This window comes from Rahnella victoriana (assembly GCF_021276285.1).
GTDB lineage: Bacteria > Pseudomonadota > Gammaproteobacteria > Enterobacterales > Enterobacteriaceae > Rahnella > Rahnella victoriana.
The window spans coordinates 962,478-979,598 of sequence record NZ_CP089919.1; the positions used below are offsets into that span (position 1 = coordinate 962,478).

At 54.0% G+C, this 17,121-nt stretch carries 14 protein-coding genes; 7 read left to right on the top strand and 7 right to left on the bottom strand.

Annotated features, from left to right (window positions below; genetic code table 11):
- The first annotated feature begins 246 nt into the window (after positions 1–246).
- Positions 247–963, top strand: coding sequence for a two-component system response regulator ArcA (arcA, locus tag J9880_RS04505; protein WP_013577079.1), 717 nt, complete (start codon positions 247–249; stop codon positions 961–963).
- A 93-nt stretch (positions 964–1,056) separates the two neighbouring features.
- Here arcA and creA read toward each other — a convergent pair whose 3' ends face one another.
- Complete coding sequence (gene creA / locus J9880_RS04510) at positions 1,057–1,539, bottom strand: protein CreA (RefSeq protein ID WP_232770136.1); 483 nt, start codon at positions 1,537–1,539, stop codon at positions 1,057–1,059.
- A gap of 208 nt (positions 1,540–1,747) precedes the next feature.
- On the opposite strand from creA, the gene robA reads away from it, so the two are divergent.
- On the top strand, positions 1,748–2,611 hold the full coding sequence (gene robA / locus J9880_RS04515) for an MDR efflux pump AcrAB transcriptional activator RobA (protein ID WP_095924588.1): 864 nt from the start codon (positions 1,748–1,750) through the stop codon (positions 2,609–2,611).
- A 12-nt stretch (positions 2,612–2,623) separates the two neighbouring features.
- Here the strand turns inward: robA and gpmB are convergent, their stop codons facing one another.
- On the bottom strand, positions 2,624–3,271 hold the full coding sequence (gene gpmB / locus J9880_RS04520) for a 2,3-diphosphoglycerate-dependent phosphoglycerate mutase GpmB (RefSeq protein WP_095924587.1): 648 nt from the start codon (positions 3,269–3,271) through the stop codon (positions 2,624–2,626).
- Positions 3,272–3,322: 51 nt separating this feature from the next.
- Here gpmB and yjjX point away from each other — a divergent pair, with 51 nt between their 5' ends.
- Positions 3,323–3,856, top strand: a complete 534-nt coding sequence (gene yjjX, locus J9880_RS04525; protein ID WP_095924586.1) for an inosine/xanthosine triphosphatase — start codon at positions 3,323–3,325, stop codon at positions 3,854–3,856.
- Between the two features lie 27 nt (positions 3,857–3,883).
- On the opposite strand, the gene trpR is transcribed toward yjjX, so the two are convergent.
- Both trpR and sltY read right to left on the bottom strand, forming a co-directional pair.
- Positions 3,884–4,219, bottom strand: a complete 336-nt coding sequence (trpR, locus tag J9880_RS04530) for a trp operon repressor (protein ID WP_095924585.1) — start codon at positions 4,217–4,219, stop codon at positions 3,884–3,886.
- 56 nt (positions 4,220–4,275) lie between these two features.
- Complete coding sequence (gene sltY / locus J9880_RS04535) at positions 4,276–6,204, bottom strand: murein transglycosylase (protein ID WP_095924584.1); 1,929 nt, start codon at positions 6,202–6,204, stop codon at positions 4,276–4,278.
- Positions 6,205–6,794: 590 nt separating this feature from the next.
- Here sltY and J9880_RS04540 point away from each other — a divergent pair.
- The 3 genes from J9880_RS04540 to ettA all read left to right on the top strand — a co-directional run bounded on the left by J9880_RS04540 (position 6,795) and on the right by ettA (position 12,406).
- Complete coding sequence (locus J9880_RS04540; RefSeq protein ID WP_131693384.1) at positions 6,795–9,533, top strand: cation-transporting P-type ATPase; 2,739 nt, start codon at positions 6,795–6,797, stop codon at positions 9,531–9,533.
- Between the two features lie 321 nt (positions 9,534–9,854).
- The gene (rcsA, locus tag J9880_RS04545) at positions 9,855–10,535 is read left to right on the top strand and encodes a transcriptional regulator RcsA (RefSeq protein WP_095924582.1); all 681 of its coding nucleotides are present in this window, start codon (positions 9,855–9,857) and stop codon (positions 10,533–10,535) included.
- 203 nt (positions 10,536–10,738) lie between these two features.
- Complete coding sequence (ettA, locus tag J9880_RS04550) at positions 10,739–12,406, top strand: energy-dependent translational throttle protein EttA (protein ID WP_095925274.1); 1,668 nt, start codon at positions 10,739–10,741, stop codon at positions 12,404–12,406.
- Positions 12,407–12,471: 65 nt separating this feature from the next.
- On the opposite strand, the gene J9880_RS04555 is transcribed toward ettA, so the two are convergent.
- Positions 12,472–13,380: a LysR family transcriptional regulator gene (locus tag J9880_RS04555; RefSeq protein ID WP_119822496.1), complete on the bottom strand. Its 909-nt coding sequence runs from the start codon at positions 13,378–13,380 to the stop codon at positions 12,472–12,474.
- A 100-nt stretch (positions 13,381–13,480) separates the two neighbouring features.
- Here J9880_RS04555 and J9880_RS04560 point away from each other — a divergent pair, with 100 nt between their 5' ends.
- The gene (locus tag J9880_RS04560; protein ID WP_131693385.1) at positions 13,481–14,482 is read left to right on the top strand and encodes a zinc-binding alcohol dehydrogenase family protein; all 1,002 of its coding nucleotides are present in this window, start codon (positions 13,481–13,483) and stop codon (positions 14,480–14,482) included.
- A 66-nt stretch (positions 14,483–14,548) separates the two neighbouring features.
- On the opposite strand, the gene J9880_RS04565 is transcribed toward J9880_RS04560, so the two are convergent.
- On the bottom strand, positions 14,549–15,406 hold the full coding sequence (locus J9880_RS04565; RefSeq protein ID WP_131693386.1) for a DUF2950 domain-containing protein: 858 nt from the start codon (positions 15,404–15,406) through the stop codon (positions 14,549–14,551).
- A 17-nt stretch (positions 15,407–15,423) separates the two neighbouring features.
- Entirely contained in the window at positions 15,424–17,034 is a 1,611-nt protein-coding gene (locus J9880_RS04570; RefSeq protein WP_232770137.1) for a DUF3300 domain-containing protein, read from the bottom strand.
- Positions 17,035–17,121: the final 87 nt, after the last annotated feature.

Sequence of the window (17,121 nt, forward strand, 5' to 3'; positions counted from 1 at the left end):
CGCTGTTATATTGCTGTTAATAGGGTTAGGATATGCGCCGCTTTAGGACCCCGTGGAACTGCAGAAAGTGGAATCCCTGACCGAGCTTGCGATGTTGTTGCCGTTGATGGAAATTGCATCGAGAACGCGTTTACGTACTTTAGTCATGTAACGAGTGAGATGGCCAATAAGGCATCATAATTCATTGGGATAACAAGGACTTCTGTACTCCTATTTTCTATTTGTTGGCAATCTTAGGTAGCAATCATGCAGACCCCTCACATTCTGATCGTCGAAGACGAGTTAGTGACACGTAATACGTTAAAGAGCATTTTTGAAGCAGAAGGCTACATGGTACATGAAGCTAATGATGGCGCTGAAATGCACCACATTCTGTCCGAAAATGACATCAATCTGGTTATCATGGACATCAACCTGCCAGGCAAAAACGGCCTGCTGCTGGCACGCGAACTGCGCGAACAAGCCAGCGTTGCTCTGATGTTCCTGACCGGCCGCGACAACGAAGTTGATAAGATTTTAGGTCTGGAAATCGGCGCTGATGACTACATCACCAAGCCATTCAACCCGCGTGAACTGACCATCCGCGCCCGTAACCTGCTGTCCCGCACGATGAACCTGGGCACTACCGGTGAAGAACGTCGTCTGGTTGAAAGCTACAAATTCAATGGCTGGGAACTCGACATCAACAGCCGTTCACTGATCAGCCCGCAAGGCGAACAGTACAAATTACCGCGCAGTGAATTCCGCGCCATGCTGCATTTCTGCGAAAACCCGGGCAAAATCCAAACCCGTGGCGATCTGCTGAAGAAAATGACCGGCCGCGAACTGAAACCGCATGACCGTACCGTTGACGTGACCATCCGTCGCATCCGTAAGCATTTCGAAGCTACGCCGGATACGCCTGAAATTATCGCCACCATTCACGGCGAAGGTTACCGTTTCTGCGGCGATCTGGAAGACTGATACAGAAGGTTGCCAACCGCTGTGTAGTCGATGTGATCCAACGTTAAAGGCCAGCGAAAGCTGGCCTTTTGTTTTGTGCATCATGCTGAAAATTCAGGGTGTGCTGTGCGCCCACGGAATAATCGGCACCGCGCTGAGCGCATTTTTCGGTGAGCCATCGACGACTTTATCGGAATAGCTCAGGTAGATAAGCGCGTTACGTTTTTCATCATAAAAACGCACCACCTGCAGCTTTTTGAACACCAGCGATGTCCGTTTCTGGAAAACCACGGTGCCCTTATCTTTCCCCTGCTTAATCTTGTCACTGAGATCAATAGGGCCGACCTGCTGACAGGAAATCGCCGCATCCGACGTATCTTCGGCCAGACCTAATCCGCCCTTAATTCCACCGGTTTTTGCGCGACTGATATAACAAGTTACATTTTTAATATCAGGATCATCAAAGGCCTCGACCACGATTTTGTGGTCCGGACCGAATAACTTGAAGACCGTATCGACAGACCCGACCTGCTCTGCCTGTGCTGCTCCCGAACAAAAAGCAAACATCCCAAAAACAAAAATCCAACATTTATTCATTAAGTTACTCCACGTCATGAGCATGACGTTGTTTTCTAAAGAAACCCCAATCAGAAAGCGTGTATTCACACTTTCGGAATGAAATACTCTGTAACACCTGTAAATAGCACAGATAGCCAAAAAATTCTTAGGAAGTCTTCTCAGGAAAAAGTTGTTATTATGCCGCCCATCATTCTGTGCATTTATCTTAGTTCAACGAGGACGATCTATGGATCAAGCAGGAATCATTCGTGACCTTCTTAGCTGGTTAGAAACCCATTTAGACCAGCCCTTGTCACTCGACAATGTCGCAGCCAAGGCCGGCTATTCCAAGTGGCACCTGCAGCGCATGTTTAAAGATGTCACTAATAATGCCATTGGCGCTTATATTCGTGCCCGCCGCCTGTCAAAAGCGGCTGTCGCTTTACGCCTCACCAGTCGCCCGATTTTAGATATCGCTCTTCAGTACCGTTTTGACTCTCAACAGACGTTTACCCGGGCGTTCAAAAAACAGTTCGCGCAAACGCCGGCCTTATATCGTCGTGCTGAAGACTGGCATTCCTTCGGTATCTGCCCGCCGATCCGTCTGGGTGCCTTCATTTTGCCGCAGCCTGAGTATATCTCGTTGCCGGAACAGCATCTGGTCGGCATGACGCAAAGCTACGCCTGTACGCTGGAGCAAATCACCACCTACCGCAACGAGATGCGTCGTCATTTCTGGCGTCAGTATATCGGCGAGGCGAAAACGCTGCCGCCGATCCTTTATGGCCTGCACCATTCGCGTCCAAGCCAGGAAAAAGATGACGAGCAGGAAGTATTGTACACGACCGCACTGGAAGCCCAGCATCTGCCGGAAAACGTTGAAGGTCAGCCGATTGTGTTGCAGCACGGTGAATATGCCATGTTCCATTACAATGGCACGCCGGAGCATTTGCAGGAATTTATTCTGACGTTGTACAGCACCTGTCTGCCAACATTAAAACTGACCCGCAGAAAGGGACAGGATATCGAACGCTTTTACACGAATGGCCGTGCCCCCGGCACGACGCCAACCGAATTACAGTGTGATTACCTGATCCCTATCCGCCGCTAACGCCTTCTGGCGTTAGCGTTGCAACTCGTCTAACGCGGGCAAATCAAGATGTGAGACATCGCCCGCCGTTTCCACAATCCAGCCATTCGCCAGCCAGGCGCTTTTCTGGTGATCGACACGCGACAGTGAACAGTTACGCAGACGCAGACGGCGCTCCGCATACGCCGGTAATCCGAGGATCGTGCTGATCAGGCAACCCAGCGCGATGCCGTGGCTGACCAGCAGCGGTTTGCTTCCCGGCGGTAAATCCAGGCAGCTGTCGAGCGCGGCACGCATACGCGCGGCCAGTTCGGTCATGGTTTCGCCTTCGGGGATACGCCCTTTCGGTGAGCCATCGACCATCTGCTTACGCCAGCCTTCTTCCTGTTCCGTCAGGCCATCCAGAATACGTTCTTCCAGCACCCCCATATGCAATTCGCGCAAACGCGGCTCATTGATGACTTCACAGCCACAGGCATCAGCGATAATCTGCGCCGTGTGGCGGGTACGTCCTAAATCACTGGTGATAACGTGAGTGATCCCTTCATCGCGCACGCGCTGAGCAACCTGACGGGCCTGATACAGACCTTTTGCTGTCAGCGGGCTGTCTGACTGCCCCTGAATACGGCGTGCGGCGTTCCATTCTGTTTCGCCATGACGGACGAGATATACCTGTAACATGAGTGTTTTCCGTTATACTGCGTGAAATTTGCTAAAGGATGCTAAAACTCTATGTACCATGTTGTCGCTGCAACCACTAACCCGGCAAAAATTAAAGCTATCGCCATGGCTTTTGAAGATATTTTCGGCGCTGAGGCATTTCGCATTGAAGGCGTTGACGTCGACAGCGGTGTTCCCAGTCAGCCTATCGGCAGTAATGAAACCCGTACCGGAGCACGTCACCGCGTAATCGGCGCACGTCAGGTTCGTCCCGAAGCAGACTTCTGGGTCGGCGTGGAAGCGGGTATCGAAGACAATATGACCTTCGCGTGGATGGTGATTGAGAATATGCACCAGCGCGGCGAATCACGTTCAGCCAGTTTAATGTTACCTGAAATCATTTTACAGGGGATCAACCAGGGCAGTGAACTGGGGGATGAGATGGAAAAACTGACGGGTATCGCAGAAGTGAAACGCAAAGGCGGTGCTATTGGTGTCTTTACCGCCGGTAAACTGACCCGCACCAGCGTCTATCATCAGGCACTGGTTCTGGCTCTGGCGCCTTTCCATAATACGGTTTATCAAACCCGCGCCCAGACCCATTGAAATGAATGAAAGACAGAAACGGGCGCTTCAGTCGTCCGTTTTGTCTGTCAGCAGTTGCTCACCCAGCCAATCCTTCAGCGCAGCCGGTGCCGTTTTCAGGCCATTGGATCCGCGTGTAATCGTCGCGATGCCTGCACCCAGCTGGCTTTTCAGCTCACGCTGACTCATCTCTCCCCGCATCAGCTCCTGAATAATGCGCACCCGCGTACCCAGCGCCGCACGTTCGTCGGGCGTAAGCAGCAGTTGCAGCAGATCCTGATGCAGATTTTCAGCAAAAGATTGCTGTAGCAGTGCCAGAAAGCACTGCCAGTCCTCATTGCCTTGTTGGGAAAGAGCAGGGTCAGTGATTGGTCGTTGAGTCATGAGAAGGCTGCCATACTATTAAACTAGTACAGCAGCTTACCATAAACGATCCGGGATCAGTAACGCCTCTGCCATTCGGCATCGGTCAAAATCTTGGCCGGTTGATGTAAAAAATAGCGATAAAACGCATCATATGCCAACACATTTTTAACATATCGGCGCGTTTCGGAGAAAGGGATACTCTCGATGAAGGCCACCGAATCCACCCTGCCCGCACTGTTACCCAGCCAGGTATTCACGCGGGAAGGCCCGGCGTTATAGGCTGCGCTGGATAAAATACGGTTGCGGCCAAACATCTGATAGACATATTCCAGATAGCTGGTGCCGATGGTGATGTTCATTTGCGGATCCAGCAGTTGCGCCGGATTGCTGTAACCCTGCAGACCAAACATATCCACGGTATGCTGCGCGGTCGCAGGCATCACCTGCATCAGACCCGACGCGCCGACCGGTGAACGGGCTTTCGGGTTCCACGCACTTTCCTGACGGGCGATCGCCATCGCGTAACTTTGCGTGATGCCTTTATCATTGGTGGCACGACGGAATTCATCCGGCCACGCCAGCGGGAAACGCTCTTCCAGATAATCCCACAGCTTGCCGGTAATGGTCGCCTGCACGCTGAGATCCGGCCATTTCTGTTCGAAGGCATACCGCGCCAGTGCCGACTGCTGGGATTCCGTGCGGCTGCTGACCAGATAGCTCCATTCGGTACGCGCCAGATTGTCCATCTGCCAGTACATCAGTTCACGAACGCGCGCCACTTCCGGCAGTTTCGCAATGCTGGCATCAGGCGTCGCAGCCACAGAAATCTGCATCGGATAGGTGACGTTCAGCTTTTGCGCAGCGGCCATCGGATAGAATCCGCGCCCCTTCATTAACGTACGCAACATCGCTTCACCCTGCGTGCGCTGACCCTTATCGATCATCACCGACGCACGCCAGTATTGCCATTCATCCGCCTGAAGCGCATCAGATGGCAAACGATCCAGCCACTGACTCAGCCCCTGACGGTCGCCGGCTGCCAGCGCCATGCGGATACGGCGCTCAACAAGCGTGGTGGAATGGCTGCGCAAAATGACGTTGTCGCGCCATGCTGCCTGCTCCGGCGTGGCATCGCTGCCCATATAACGCCAGGCCACGGCTTCTTCCAGATCCAGACGCTCGCTGTCGCTCATTTTCTGTAAACGTGCCAGCACCGGGATCATCGAACGGGCATTATCCGCATCGTCACGGGCGATACGGGCGAAGGTAATGCTGGTGGCGTTGCGGGTAAAATCGGTCGGACCGACGCCGCGCGCAAAGCTTTCAATGGTATTCGGGTTGTTTTGCAGATCCAGCAGCGCATCGCGCATGGTCTGATAATCCGGCGGTAACTGCTTCGCCAGATAATTCACCAGATTGGTGTTGCCGGTTTTCATCGCCAGACCGATACGTTGCAGCGTGGTCAGCGCGGTCTGATTACCTGCGCCCTGCCAGACGGAAAACAGTTTGTCGCAGGTATTGGGCAGCGAGGTGCCGGTCAGCCAGATGTCTTTTGCACCGTCAAACGCGGTTTTCTGATCGCCCGTCGCCCATTTGGCGTAATAGTAGTTACAGCGCGCGGCGACCGGTTTCGGCGGCTGCGGGCTGAAAGAAAGCAAACTGTTCCAGTCCTGACGGCGTGCCAGTTCATTCACATAACGGGCAGGCAGGGATCGTGCGGGCGGCAATGTCGGGTTCGCTTTGACAAAAGCATTCACCTGCGACGGCGTCGCGTCAGCCAGATCCTGCGTCAGTTGCCGGTATTCCAGATAAGGATAAAGCGGATAATCTTCCAGCGTGGGCATCAGCTGGCTGACGACATCCAACTGATTGTTATCCCACGCCTGTTTAATCTGCATATAGTGCTGACGTTGTGCGTCCAGCGAGTCAGCTTTCGCCACGCCCGATACCGTTACCAGCAATACGCTCATTGCCAGAGAGTGCCATTTGTCCACCTTGACCATACTTACCTTTATCCTCACGGGTTGTGCCGAAACTGTTCTGCATTGTGTAGACAGCCACTACGCTAATCGATTCATTTTTAAAATTGAAGCGATGCGGGGACGGCATCACAAACTTTACACAGTGTGGTGCAAGCGACGGGCAGTTACCAGACAGCGGCAGATCTATTTTCTGTCACAGAACGTCGCGGCGGAGATCATTTTCAGTGCGGAATATCCGCAATTAAATAGCGGGTATTTCCCGCTATTTGACAGTTAATTAGCAGCCTTACTATTTCAGTAAAAATAACCACACTGACAAAACTCAGCTTTATTTACGTCTCTTTACGTTGATATTTACTTTCTAAACAAATGTTAAATAACATGTAAATAATAACGAAATTCCTAATGCATTTATCAGTATGATTTTAATAGACATTTATTATTAAACTTAACGCAACAAAGTATTTATTGGCTCAGATCAAATTTATTACCGGATAAGTCTTTATTATCAGAGTCTATTGAAAACATGTTTTATTTGATATTCGCTATTTCACCGTCCGGATTGAAATAAATATTAATAGCGCACTTGTTCATCGCTTATGGAAAAGTATATGACTCATTCACGTTCATCTGTAAAAACGAATGCCAGCCCTTCCTCATCGGTCAGGGCAGAAAACAAAGCCTGGTATCAGATCAGTGGTAGTGATGCCATGCAACGTCTGGATACCGGCGAAAATGGCCTGAGCCAGCAGGATGCCAGCGCGCGTCTGAATGAATATGGCCCGAACGCATTGCCGGAAAAAGCCGCCAAAAGCGCGCTGATGCGTTTTCTGGCGCACTTCAATGACGTCCTGATTTATATCCTGCTCGCGGCTGCGGTGGTGACCGGTGCCATGGGGCACTGGGTTGATACGCTGGTGATCCTGGGCGTCGCCGTCATCAATGCCCTGATTGGTTTCCTGCAGGAAAACAGCGCCGAGAAGTCGCTGAAAAGTATTCAGAATATGCTCTCCAGTCAGGCCGTGGTGGTGCGTGACGGGCAGGTGCAGACCATTAATGCCGACCAGCTGGTGCCCGGCGATATCGTGCAACTGCGTCCGGGAGACAAAATTCCGGCGGACCTGCGCATTGTCAGCGCGCATAACCTGCAGGTCGAAGAAGCGATCCTGACCGGTGAATCCACCGTGGTGGTCAAAAATGCCCAGACCATTGACGATGAAGTCATGATCGGCGACCGCCACAACCTGCTGTTCTCCGGCACCATGATCAGTGGCGGCACCGCAACCGGTGTGGTGTACGCCACCGGTAAAGACACCGAACTGGGTCATATCAACCAGATGATGTCGTCGATTACGCCACAGCGTACCCCGCTGTTGCAGCAGATCGACAAACTGGGCAAAGGCATTTTCGCCCTGATTCTGCTGATGATGGCATTCCTGTTTGTCTTCGCTTTCATCCTGCGCGACATGCCGCTGGGCGAACTGCTGCTCTCGTTAATCAGTCTGGCCGTCGCCTCGGTTCCTGAAGGCTTACCGGCGATTATCTCGATTATCCTGTCGCTGGGCGTGCAGTCGATGGCGCGCAATCACGCCATTATCCGTAAGCTGCCGACGGTGGAAACCCTCGGTTCCATGACCGTGATCTGCTCGGATAAAACCGGCACGCTGACCATGAACGAAATGACCGTGAAAGCCGTCATTCTGGCCGACCGCGCGTATCAGGTAGAAGGTGAAAGCTACCAGCCGAAAGGCCGGATTGTTGACGCGCAAACCCGGAAACAGATTGATGTCATCAATACGCCGGTGCTCAACACCTTCATCACCGCCGTGGATTTGTGCAACGACAGCCAGCTGATGCAGGACGACAAAGGCCACTGGGGCATTACCGGCGGGCCGACTTCCGGCGCGCTGAAAGTGCTGGCCGCCAAGTCCAGCCTGAATATCGGCAAAGTCGAACCGCTGGATAAAATCCCGTTCGATTCTAAGCACAAATACATGTCCACGCTGCAACGTATCAACGGCAAAACCCGTCTGTTCGTGACCGGTGCGCCGGATGTGCTGTTCTCGCTGGCTGCGTTTGAACTGACCGAAGACGGCGTGCGCCCTTTCCGTCGTGAGTACTGGGAAGAAGAGATGGCGCGCTACGCCCGTCAGGGTCTGCGCATGGTGGCGGCGGCGCTGAAAGATGAGCCGGAGATCGACGGCGACCTGAATCACCGCCATCTGCAACAGGGTCTGATTTTTGCGGGTATCGCCGGCATGATGGATCCGCCGCGCCCTGAGGCTATCGATGCCATTGCGCAGTGCCAGCAGGCCGGGATCCGCGTGAAGATGATCACCGGTGACCATCAGGAAACCGCCATGGCCATCGGCAAAATGTTAGGGATTGGCAACAGCGGCGACTCGATCACCGGTTACCAGCTCGAGCACATGGATGACGCCGAACTGGCCGTCGCGGCCAGCCAGTACGACATCTTTGCCCGTACCAGTCCTGAGCATAAATTGCGTCTGGTCAAAGCCTTGCAGGATAACGGCGAAGTGGTCGGCATGACCGGCGACGGCGTTAACGATGCGCCTGCGCTGAAACAGGCGGACGTCGGTATCGCGATGGGGATCAAAGGCACCGAAGTCACCAAAGAAGCCGCTGACATGGTGCTGACCGATGACAATTTTGCCACCATCGCCAGCGCGGTCAGGGAAGGTCGTCGCGTTTACGACAACCTGAAGAAAACGATTCTGTTTATTCTGCCGACTAACCTCGCGCAGGGGCTGCTGATTATCCTGGCAATTCTGGCCGGAGCGGTCATTCCACTGACGCCGGTTCAGATTTTATGGATGAACATGGCGACGTCGACCACGCTGTCGTTCGGTCTGGCCTTCGAGCCGGGTGAAAAAGGCATGATGCGTCGCCGTCCGCGCGCGCCGGGTCAGCACGTTCTCGACCTGCATGCGGTCTGGCGCATCGCGTTTGTCGGTATCCTGATTGCCTGCAGCGCCTTCGTGCTGGAAGCCTGGATGCAGCCACGGGGCTACAGCAGCGATTTGATCCGCACCGTGCTGTTGCAGACGCTGGTTACCGCGCAGTGGGTGTACATGTTTAACTGCCGCGTGATGGACCGCTTCCCGCTGACCCGCGAAGTGTTCGTTAACAAAGGGTTGTGGATTGTTTCCGGCGTGCTGCTGCTCCTGCAACTGGCGCTGATTTACCTGCCGGTGATGAACCAGCTGTTCGGCACCGTGCCGATGCCGCTGAAATTCTGGGGCATTACGCTGGTGGTCGGTGCGATGATCTTCGTGATTGTCGAAATCGAGAAGTGGCTGGTTAACCGCTTCATTCGCAAGAAAGTCTGACCTTTTCCTGCCGCCGGGTGACCTTGTGTGACCCGGCGTTTTACGATAAAAAACATCATCATTCTGAAACTTTAGCCTCTCCCGCACTCAATTCGTCTCAAAGATCTCACAAAACGTCCCAAAGCCCGTTCTGCTGATTTACATCAATCCTTGACCGCCTTATTACTCTCTCCAGGGCTATCCCTTTTCACAGCAATGTTAGTTTTGCCGATGACCGGCAACTTTTACGGGAATGCCCCATCGCGACACGGTAAGTTTTATAAAAACGAGCTCTCTGGCTGTTTTGCAGTCAAACAGAGGCCAAAAAATAGGTAAAAAACAATGTCATCGCTCATTGTAGATAAGTGCTATTACACACAGCTGGCATTGCATTCGCTCTTGCAATTAAACGGACAACACCCGAAAGACATTCTTTCGCTTAAGGACATCAATGAACTGCAAGCGACATGCAATTCCCTGACGCCTGAAATCATCTTCGTGAATGAAGATTGTTTTACGTCGGATGCGCAATCCGGCCACGCCCTGCGTGCCGTGATCGACGCGCATCCCGGCACACTGTTTTTTGTTTTCATTTCCAAAGAAAACCTGAATTATCAGAACTATGTGCCGATCCGCAAAAACATCATTATTTTGTCCAAATCCATCCGGACGACCACCATTTATCAGCTGATCGCCCACAATCTGCATCTGTCACGCTCGGGCGATAACGGACTGCCGCTGGATCTGACCCCGGTCAGCCTGAGCCGCACCGAGTCCAGCATTCTGAAAATGTGGATGTCAGGGCTGAACACGGAAAATATTTCCCAGCACCTGAATATCAAACAGAAAACCGTGGCCTCGCATAAAGGCAATATTAAGCGCAAGGTAAAAACCCAGAACAAACAGGCGATTTATCATGTGGTTAAGCTTACTGACATCCTGACCTCAGGGATGTTTGTGGGCCGCATTCAGCCGCTGCGCCCCACCAGCGAGCCGGATGAATTCACGGTTCCTTTCGGCTGATTTTTCTCCCTTCTGCGGCTGGCCGGTCACATTCTTGCCTTACTGTGAACCTGATGGTTGGGAACCCGACTGAAACACGCTAAACTTCCCAGTCGGAACCCTTATCAGTCATGCCGCAGTCAGGCGGGGCTGGCTTTAATTTGCCGCAGCGCCTGCCCTTCGCAGACAGCGCGCGGCCCGCAGAGAAAGAGGCTCAAAACAACGTGGCTCAATACGTATATTCCATGCATCGCCTCGGCAAAGTTGTTCCGCCGAAGCGTCATATTCTTAAGAACATCTCCCTGAGTTTCTTTCCTGGCGCCAAAATCGGTGTTCTGGGTCTGAACGGTTCAGGTAAATCCACCCTGCTGCGCATCATGGCCGGTATCGATACCGACATCGAAGGTGAAGCACGTCCGCAGCCTGATCTGAAAATCGGTTATCTGCCGCAGGAACCTCAGCTGAACATGGAACACACCGTGCGTGATTCCGTGGAAGAAGCGGTATCTGAAGTCGTTGGTGCCTTAAAACGCCTTGATGAAGTCTATGCACTGTACGCAGAGCCGGAAGCTGATTTCGATAAACTGGCCGCTGAACAGGGCAGACTGGAAGAGATCATTCAGGCACACGACGGCCACAACCTGAACAGCCAGCTGGAACGCGCCGCTGATGCGCTGCGTCTGCCAGACTGGGATGCAAAAGTGGCGACCCTCTCCGGGGGTGAACGTCGCCGTGTGGCACTGTGCCGCCTGCTGCTTGAAAAACCTGACATGCTGCTGCTCGACGAACCGACCAACCACCTGGATGCAGAATCCGTGGCCTGGCTGGAACGCTTCCTGCACGACTTCGAAGGCACCGTAGTGGCGATTACCCATGACCGTTACTTCCTCGATAACGTCGCCGGCTGGATCCTTGAGCTTGACCGTGGTGAAGGTATTCCGTGGGAAGGTAACTATTCCACCTGGCTGGAACAGAAAGACGAGCGTCTGGCGCAGGAAGCCTCTTCCGAAGCGGCCCGCCGCAAGTCTATCGAGAAAGAGCTGGAGTGGGTTCGTCAGGGCGCGAAAGGCCGTCAGTCTAAAGGCAAAGCCCGTCTGGCACGCTTTGAAGAGCTGAACAGCACCGAATACCAGAAACGTAACGAAACCAACGAACTGTTCATTCCACCGGGTCCACGCCTGGGCGATAAAGTCGTTGAAGTGAAAAACCTGAGCAAGTCTTATGGTGATCGCGTTCTGATCGACGACCTCTCCTTCTCCGTGCCGAAAGGCGCGATCGTCGGCATTATCGGCCCGAACGGTGCCGGTAAATCGACCCTGTTCCGCATGATGTCGGGTCAGGAAGAAGCCAACAGCGGCACCATCGAGCTGGGCGATACCGTGAAACTGGCGTCTGTGGATCAGTTCCGTGATTCCATGGATAACAGCAAAACCGTATGGGAAGAAGTGTCCGGCGGTCAGGACATCATGCGTATCGGCACCACCGAAATGCCAAGCCGTGCTTATGTCGGCCGCTTCAACTTCAAAGGTGTTGATCAGGGCAAACGCGTGGGCGAGCTGTCGGGTGGTGAACGTGGCCGTCTGCATCTGGCAAAACTGCTGCAGGTTGGCGGTAACATGTTGCTGCTCGATGAACCGACCAACGACCTCGACATCGAAACCCTGCGCGCACTGGAAAACGCCTTACTGGAATTCCCGGGCTGCGCGATGGTCATTTCCCATGACCGCTGGTTCCTTGACCGTATCGCCACTCACATCCTCGATTATCAGGATGAAGGTAAAGTCGAATTCTTCGAAGGTAACTTCACCGAATACGAAGAATACAAAAAACGTACTTTAGGTGCCGAAGCGTTAGAGCCGAAGCGCATCAAGTACAAAAAGATGATCAAGTAATCGTCCTGACGAAAACAGATAAGGCCCGGAAACGGGCCTTTTTTATGACGTCACGCCAGTGAAATCTACCCTGCCAGCGCCTCACTATAACTCTTCGCAAAGCCGTACTCTTCCAGCATAAATTCAATAAAGCAGGCCAGCGCCGGTGAATTCAGTTTCCGCCCCGGATAGACCAGATACAGATCATTGCCCTCGGCTTCCCATTCCGGCAATACGCGCACCAGCGAGCCTTTCGCCACCTCGTCATGACATAAAAACGCCGGTAACAACGTGATGCCTGCGCCTGCCAGCGCACACTCGCGGGCATACAGCAAATTGTCGGTGGTATGCGCCGAAGGCAGCAGCCAGCGATGATAAGTGTCACCGCGATGCAGTACCCATTCCGACCAGGCGCGGTGCGCAATACAGTGATGCGACGCCAGTTGCTGCGGCGACTCAAGAGCCGGATGCTGCGCCAGATAGTCCGGTGACGCCAGAAGATAGCGCGGGCTGTGCCCCAGTTCACGGCCAATCAGTGAGGAATCCTGCGGTTTGCCGGTACGCAGCGCGATATCAAATCCTTCCTGTACCAGATCCACCAGCGCATCGGACACGGACACTTCCAGCGACACATCGGGATAACGCTTCTGAAACTCGACGTTCATGCGTGCCAGCAAGGTCGCGCCCAACCCCGCCGGGCTGGTGATCCGCAACCGCCCGCTCGGGTTATCACGCAACCGGCGGATGGCCAGTTCCGCCCGTTCGCTGGCCTGCATCATTTCCTGACAGTGGATCAGATAGCGTTCACCGGCAAACGTCAGATTCAGTTGCCGCGTGGTGCGGTTAAGTAAGCGCAGGCCGACAGATTTTTCCAGCTGGCTGATACGCTGGCTGACACTGGATTTCGGCAAACCGGCGCGGCTGGCCGCCTGAGTAAAACTGCCGCATTCAGCCACCAGCGCAAACAGCGCCATATCCTGCAATTGCTTAAACATGATTGTTCACCTCAGACGAACACTTTGTTAGTTATTGTCCATCTTATCAGCTTCCGTGATGAGGACTACACTGTCTGCATACCTAACGGAGGCAGAAAACATGACCATTAAAGCAATCGCAGTAAACCCGAAAGACCCGGCACATTTCATCGCCGTCGAATTACCCCAACCGGTGGCGAAAGATTACGATCTGCTGGTGGAAGTGAAAGCCGTGTCGGTCAATCCGGTCGATACCAAGGTGCACAAAGGCGTGCAGAAAAGCGGTCTGGATGCGCCAAAAGTGCTGGGCTGGGATGCCAGCGGCATCGTGAAATCCGTCGGCAGCGCGGTGAAAAATTTCAAAGCGGGCGATGAAGTCTGGTACGCCGGGGATATCACCCGTTCCGGCAGCAACGCCACCGAACAACTGATCGACTCGCGCATTGTGTCAGTTAAACCGAAAAGCCTCGACTGGGCACAAGCCGCTGCCATGCCACTGACCACGCTGACCGCCTGGGAAGCCCTGTTCGAACATCTGAAAATTCAGGATGCGTCTGCCGATAAAACCCTGCTGATCATCGGCGGTGCCGGTGGCGTGGGATCGCTGGCGATCCCGTTCGCCGCATTGCGCAGCAAAGTGAAAGTAATTGCCACCGCGTCACGTCCGGAATCAGCGCAATGGTGTCTGGATCGCGGTGCGGATCTGACCGTGAATTACAAAGATCTGAAAGGTGAACTGGCGAAACATGACATCAAACAGGTGGATTTCATTCTGTGCCTGAATGACACCGACGGTCACTGGGAAGCCATTTCTGATCTGATCGCACCGATGGGGCATATCTGTACCATCGTTGAAAACGAACATCCGCTGGATATGAACAAGCTGAAGCTGAAAAGCGCCGCACTGCACTGGGAACTGATGTATACCCGCAGCATGTTCACCACACCGGATATTGCCGAACAGGGCGAGATCCTCAAACAAGTCGCCGCGCTGGTGGATGAAGGTAAAGTACAAACCACACTGAGCGAAACCCTTCACGGCCTGACCGTGGAAAGCATCGAAGCGGCCCACGCCAAAGTGCTCGACGGCCATATGCAGGGCAAAGTCGTCGTCGCTTTCTAAATACGCTGTCGCCTAAAAAAAGCCCCGTCACTTTCATGCCGGGGCTTTTTCATTCACATATTTCCACTATTCGCCGTCGTCCACTTTCTGCCATTTGGCATCGGGGTCAAATGTCGTGATCGCTTTTGCCGCGGCATCAGTATTCTCGCCTAAATCCTGCTGATACACCTCGCCCTGCTGATTGATCATAAAACTGGTGACACCGGTATGACCGTACGCCGCCGGCCAGGCGATCAGCGCAAAACCTTTGGTCATCTTGCCATTTTCGATATAACTCAAGGCACCGCCGCTGGCATTCGCCCCCTGCGACGTCAGAATGCGATAGTAATAGCCGTGATAATCAGACCCCGCCTTCGCATCACCAAAGGCTGGCCCCAGCGGACTTGGCGCTTCGCCCTCTTTCACCGGCCAGTAAAGGCCATCGTGTTGTCCTTCAGTGCTGACAAAGCGCTGGGCATATTGCCCGGTAATCTGCTGATACTCGTGCTGGGCATCGGCGTAGGCAGACACCGCCTGAATGGCGGAAAGCTCATTGCGTCCAATAGTGCGGGTTTCTATTTCAGCGGCACCGGCGACCATATCAAATGACCAGCCCTGCGCCGTGTGTTTCATCGGGATCGGTAACTGCCAGTTCTCCGGCCCGACATTCAGGTGGGCGGTATCGCCGTGTTCGGCGATCGTATGGCTGATATTCCAGTCACGCAGAAAACGCGCCACTTCGTCGGGATCCACATCCTTTTTCGGCAGATAAACCCGCCAGTCGTCGCCCAGAAGCTGCTGCATCGAGGCATCATCGTGCGTCTGAATGGCTTTCACCAGTGCCTGTGAAGCCAGCTCCGGGCTGGTAAACATCTGCTGCGCGAAGCCGGTAAGAGGCAAAAGCAGCAGGCTGGTAGAAATCAAAAAATCACGCAATCTTTTCATTACCTTTCCTCGTCAGTCTAGCGACGGTGTAAATGGCCGGATTCTGCATTCGCAGGACGTGACCGCTGAACGTTCTGCATATGCTCACGGCTCCGGTTGCCCCGGGATTGCTGCTGTTGCCACGACGGCCCGCGGCTGGAATTCCCGCTGAACGCCGTGCTGCGGGATGCATTCAGATTCTGCCGCTGCTGATGTTGCTGATTATGGTTGAACTGCTGAGCAGGCTGACGGTTCGCATTATGCTGAGACAGTGCCTGCTGATGCTGCGGCAACGTGCGGCCGGTGACATTGTGCGTGCCGCTGTGGTTTCCCACACTGCCAGCGGAGGCAGAACGCGCCAGATTTTGCTGTTGCGAATGCCCGGTGCTTTGCGGCGTATTCTGATGATGATTCATCACCGATGCCGCCTGCTGACGGCGCTGATCCAGATTCTGATTCTGAACACCGCCATTATTGCGCCCGACTGCGTTATGGCTCAAACCCGCCGTGTTGCTGTCAAAACCCCGGTAGTTATTACGCTGCGCCGCGTTGCTCAGCGCCTGGTTTTGCGTCGCGCCGTTAAGGTTATTGCTGTGGTTTGGCAAACCGGCGTTGAAGGCCGGATTGTGCTGCCAGCCCGCGGTATTCCCGTTGCCCGGGTGGTTCAGCCCGGTGTTATTGTTGCCGGAGATACGGTTGTAATTGTTGACGTTCACGTGGACGTAATTGTTCTGCGAACCGCCGTGATGCCCGTCGTCATGGTGATCATAATCGTCATGATGATGATCGTCGTCATCCCAGTCAATACCGCCAAAAATGGCGTAGGTGGCGGCCACGCCGACACCAAACCCGATACCCGATGCCATGCCGTTAACGAACTGTTGCCCCGGAGGCGGTGGCAGGTAAACCGGCGGATAGGCCGGTGTCGGCCATGTGCCATACACCACATTCGGGTTGTAGCTCGGCACGTAAACCACCTGCGGATCCGCGGATTCAATCACGATGGTTTGCTGTGCGGGTGCGGATTTCACGACGGTGGTTGAGCTGCCCTGCGCTGCCGCTTTCGGTTTTACAGTGACCGTCTGCTGCGGCGTGCTTTTCAGCGCCCCGCTGCTTTGCGCGACCTGGCGGAATTTCTGCACGGTATTCATCACATCGTCCGGCTGCGCCAGAAACGCGTTACCCAGATTCTGCACCCAGGCCGGATCTTCGCCCATCAGCGCCAGCAATTGCGGGAAAGCCACCAGCGATTTCACGCTCGGATCCCAGGGTTCATTCGCGACCTGAGTGACCGCGGCATCACCCTGACTTTGCGGATGGTCGCGTGACCATTGCACCGCCTGAATGACGTTCATCGGGTAAGTGGAAGCCATCAGCACTTGTGAAAGCAGGCTGTCAGGATAGAGCGCTACGGGCGCGACCCACTGATCGAGCTGAGCCTGCGTAAACGCCGGTGGTGTTACCGCAGCAGCAGGGACAGGCGCGGCGGGAGGAACAGCAACAGGAGCTGGCACAGGCGCAGTCTGTGCCGTGGTTTCGGCCTGACTGCTGACCGGAAGCCAGCCTTGCATAAACATGACACTGGCCAGAGCAAATGCCCCCACGCCGCACACTACTGCGATACCCCAGGGCTTGAATGATAAATTCATTCGGATCACCTTAGAAAGCCTCAGCCGGAATGCGAGGCATATTGAATGAGTATAATCGGATAAATAAAACTCAACGGCCGCCACTGT

Bases quoted from the DNA above. Each gene is read 5' to 3' on its own strand.
- trpR (WP_095924585.1), bottom strand. From the start codon at position 4,219: ATGACTCAACGACCAATCACTGACCCTGCTCTTTCCCAACAAGGCAAT.
- J9880_RS04565 (WP_131693386.1), bottom strand. From the start codon at position 15,406: ATGAAAAGATTGCGTGATTTTTTGATTTCTACCAGCCTGCTGCTTTTG.
- sltY (WP_095924584.1), bottom strand. From the start codon at position 6,204: ATGGTCAAGGTGGACAAATGGCACTCTCTGGCAATGAGCGTATTGCTG.
- J9880_RS04555 (WP_119822496.1), bottom strand. From the start codon at position 13,380: ATGTTTAAGCAATTGCAGGATATGGCGCTGTTTGCGCTGGTGGCTGAA.
- arcA (WP_013577079.1), top strand. From the start codon at position 247: ATGCAGACCCCTCACATTCTGATCGTCGAAGACGAGTTAGTGACACGT.
- gpmB (WP_095924587.1), bottom strand. From the start codon at position 3,271: ATGTTACAGGTATATCTCGTCCGTCATGGCGAAACAGAATGGAACGCC.
- J9880_RS04570 (WP_232770137.1), bottom strand. From the start codon at position 17,034: ATGAATTTATCATTCAAGCCCTGGGGTATCGCAGTAGTGTGCGGCGTG.
- creA (WP_232770136.1), bottom strand. From the start codon at position 1,539: ATGAATAAATGTTGGATTTTTGTTTTTGGGATGTTTGCTTTTTGTTCG.
- robA (WP_095924588.1), top strand. From the start codon at position 1,748: ATGGATCAAGCAGGAATCATTCGTGACCTTCTTAGCTGGTTAGAAACC.
- rcsA (WP_095924582.1), top strand. From the start codon at position 9,855: ATGTCATCGCTCATTGTAGATAAGTGCTATTACACACAGCTGGCATTG.
- J9880_RS04540 (WP_131693384.1), top strand. From the start codon at position 6,795: ATGACTCATTCACGTTCATCTGTAAAAACGAATGCCAGCCCTTCCTCA.
- J9880_RS04560 (WP_131693385.1), top strand. From the start codon at position 13,481: ATGACCATTAAAGCAATCGCAGTAAACCCGAAAGACCCGGCACATTTC.
- yjjX (WP_095924586.1), top strand. From the start codon at position 3,323: ATGTACCATGTTGTCGCTGCAACCACTAACCCGGCAAAAATTAAAGCT.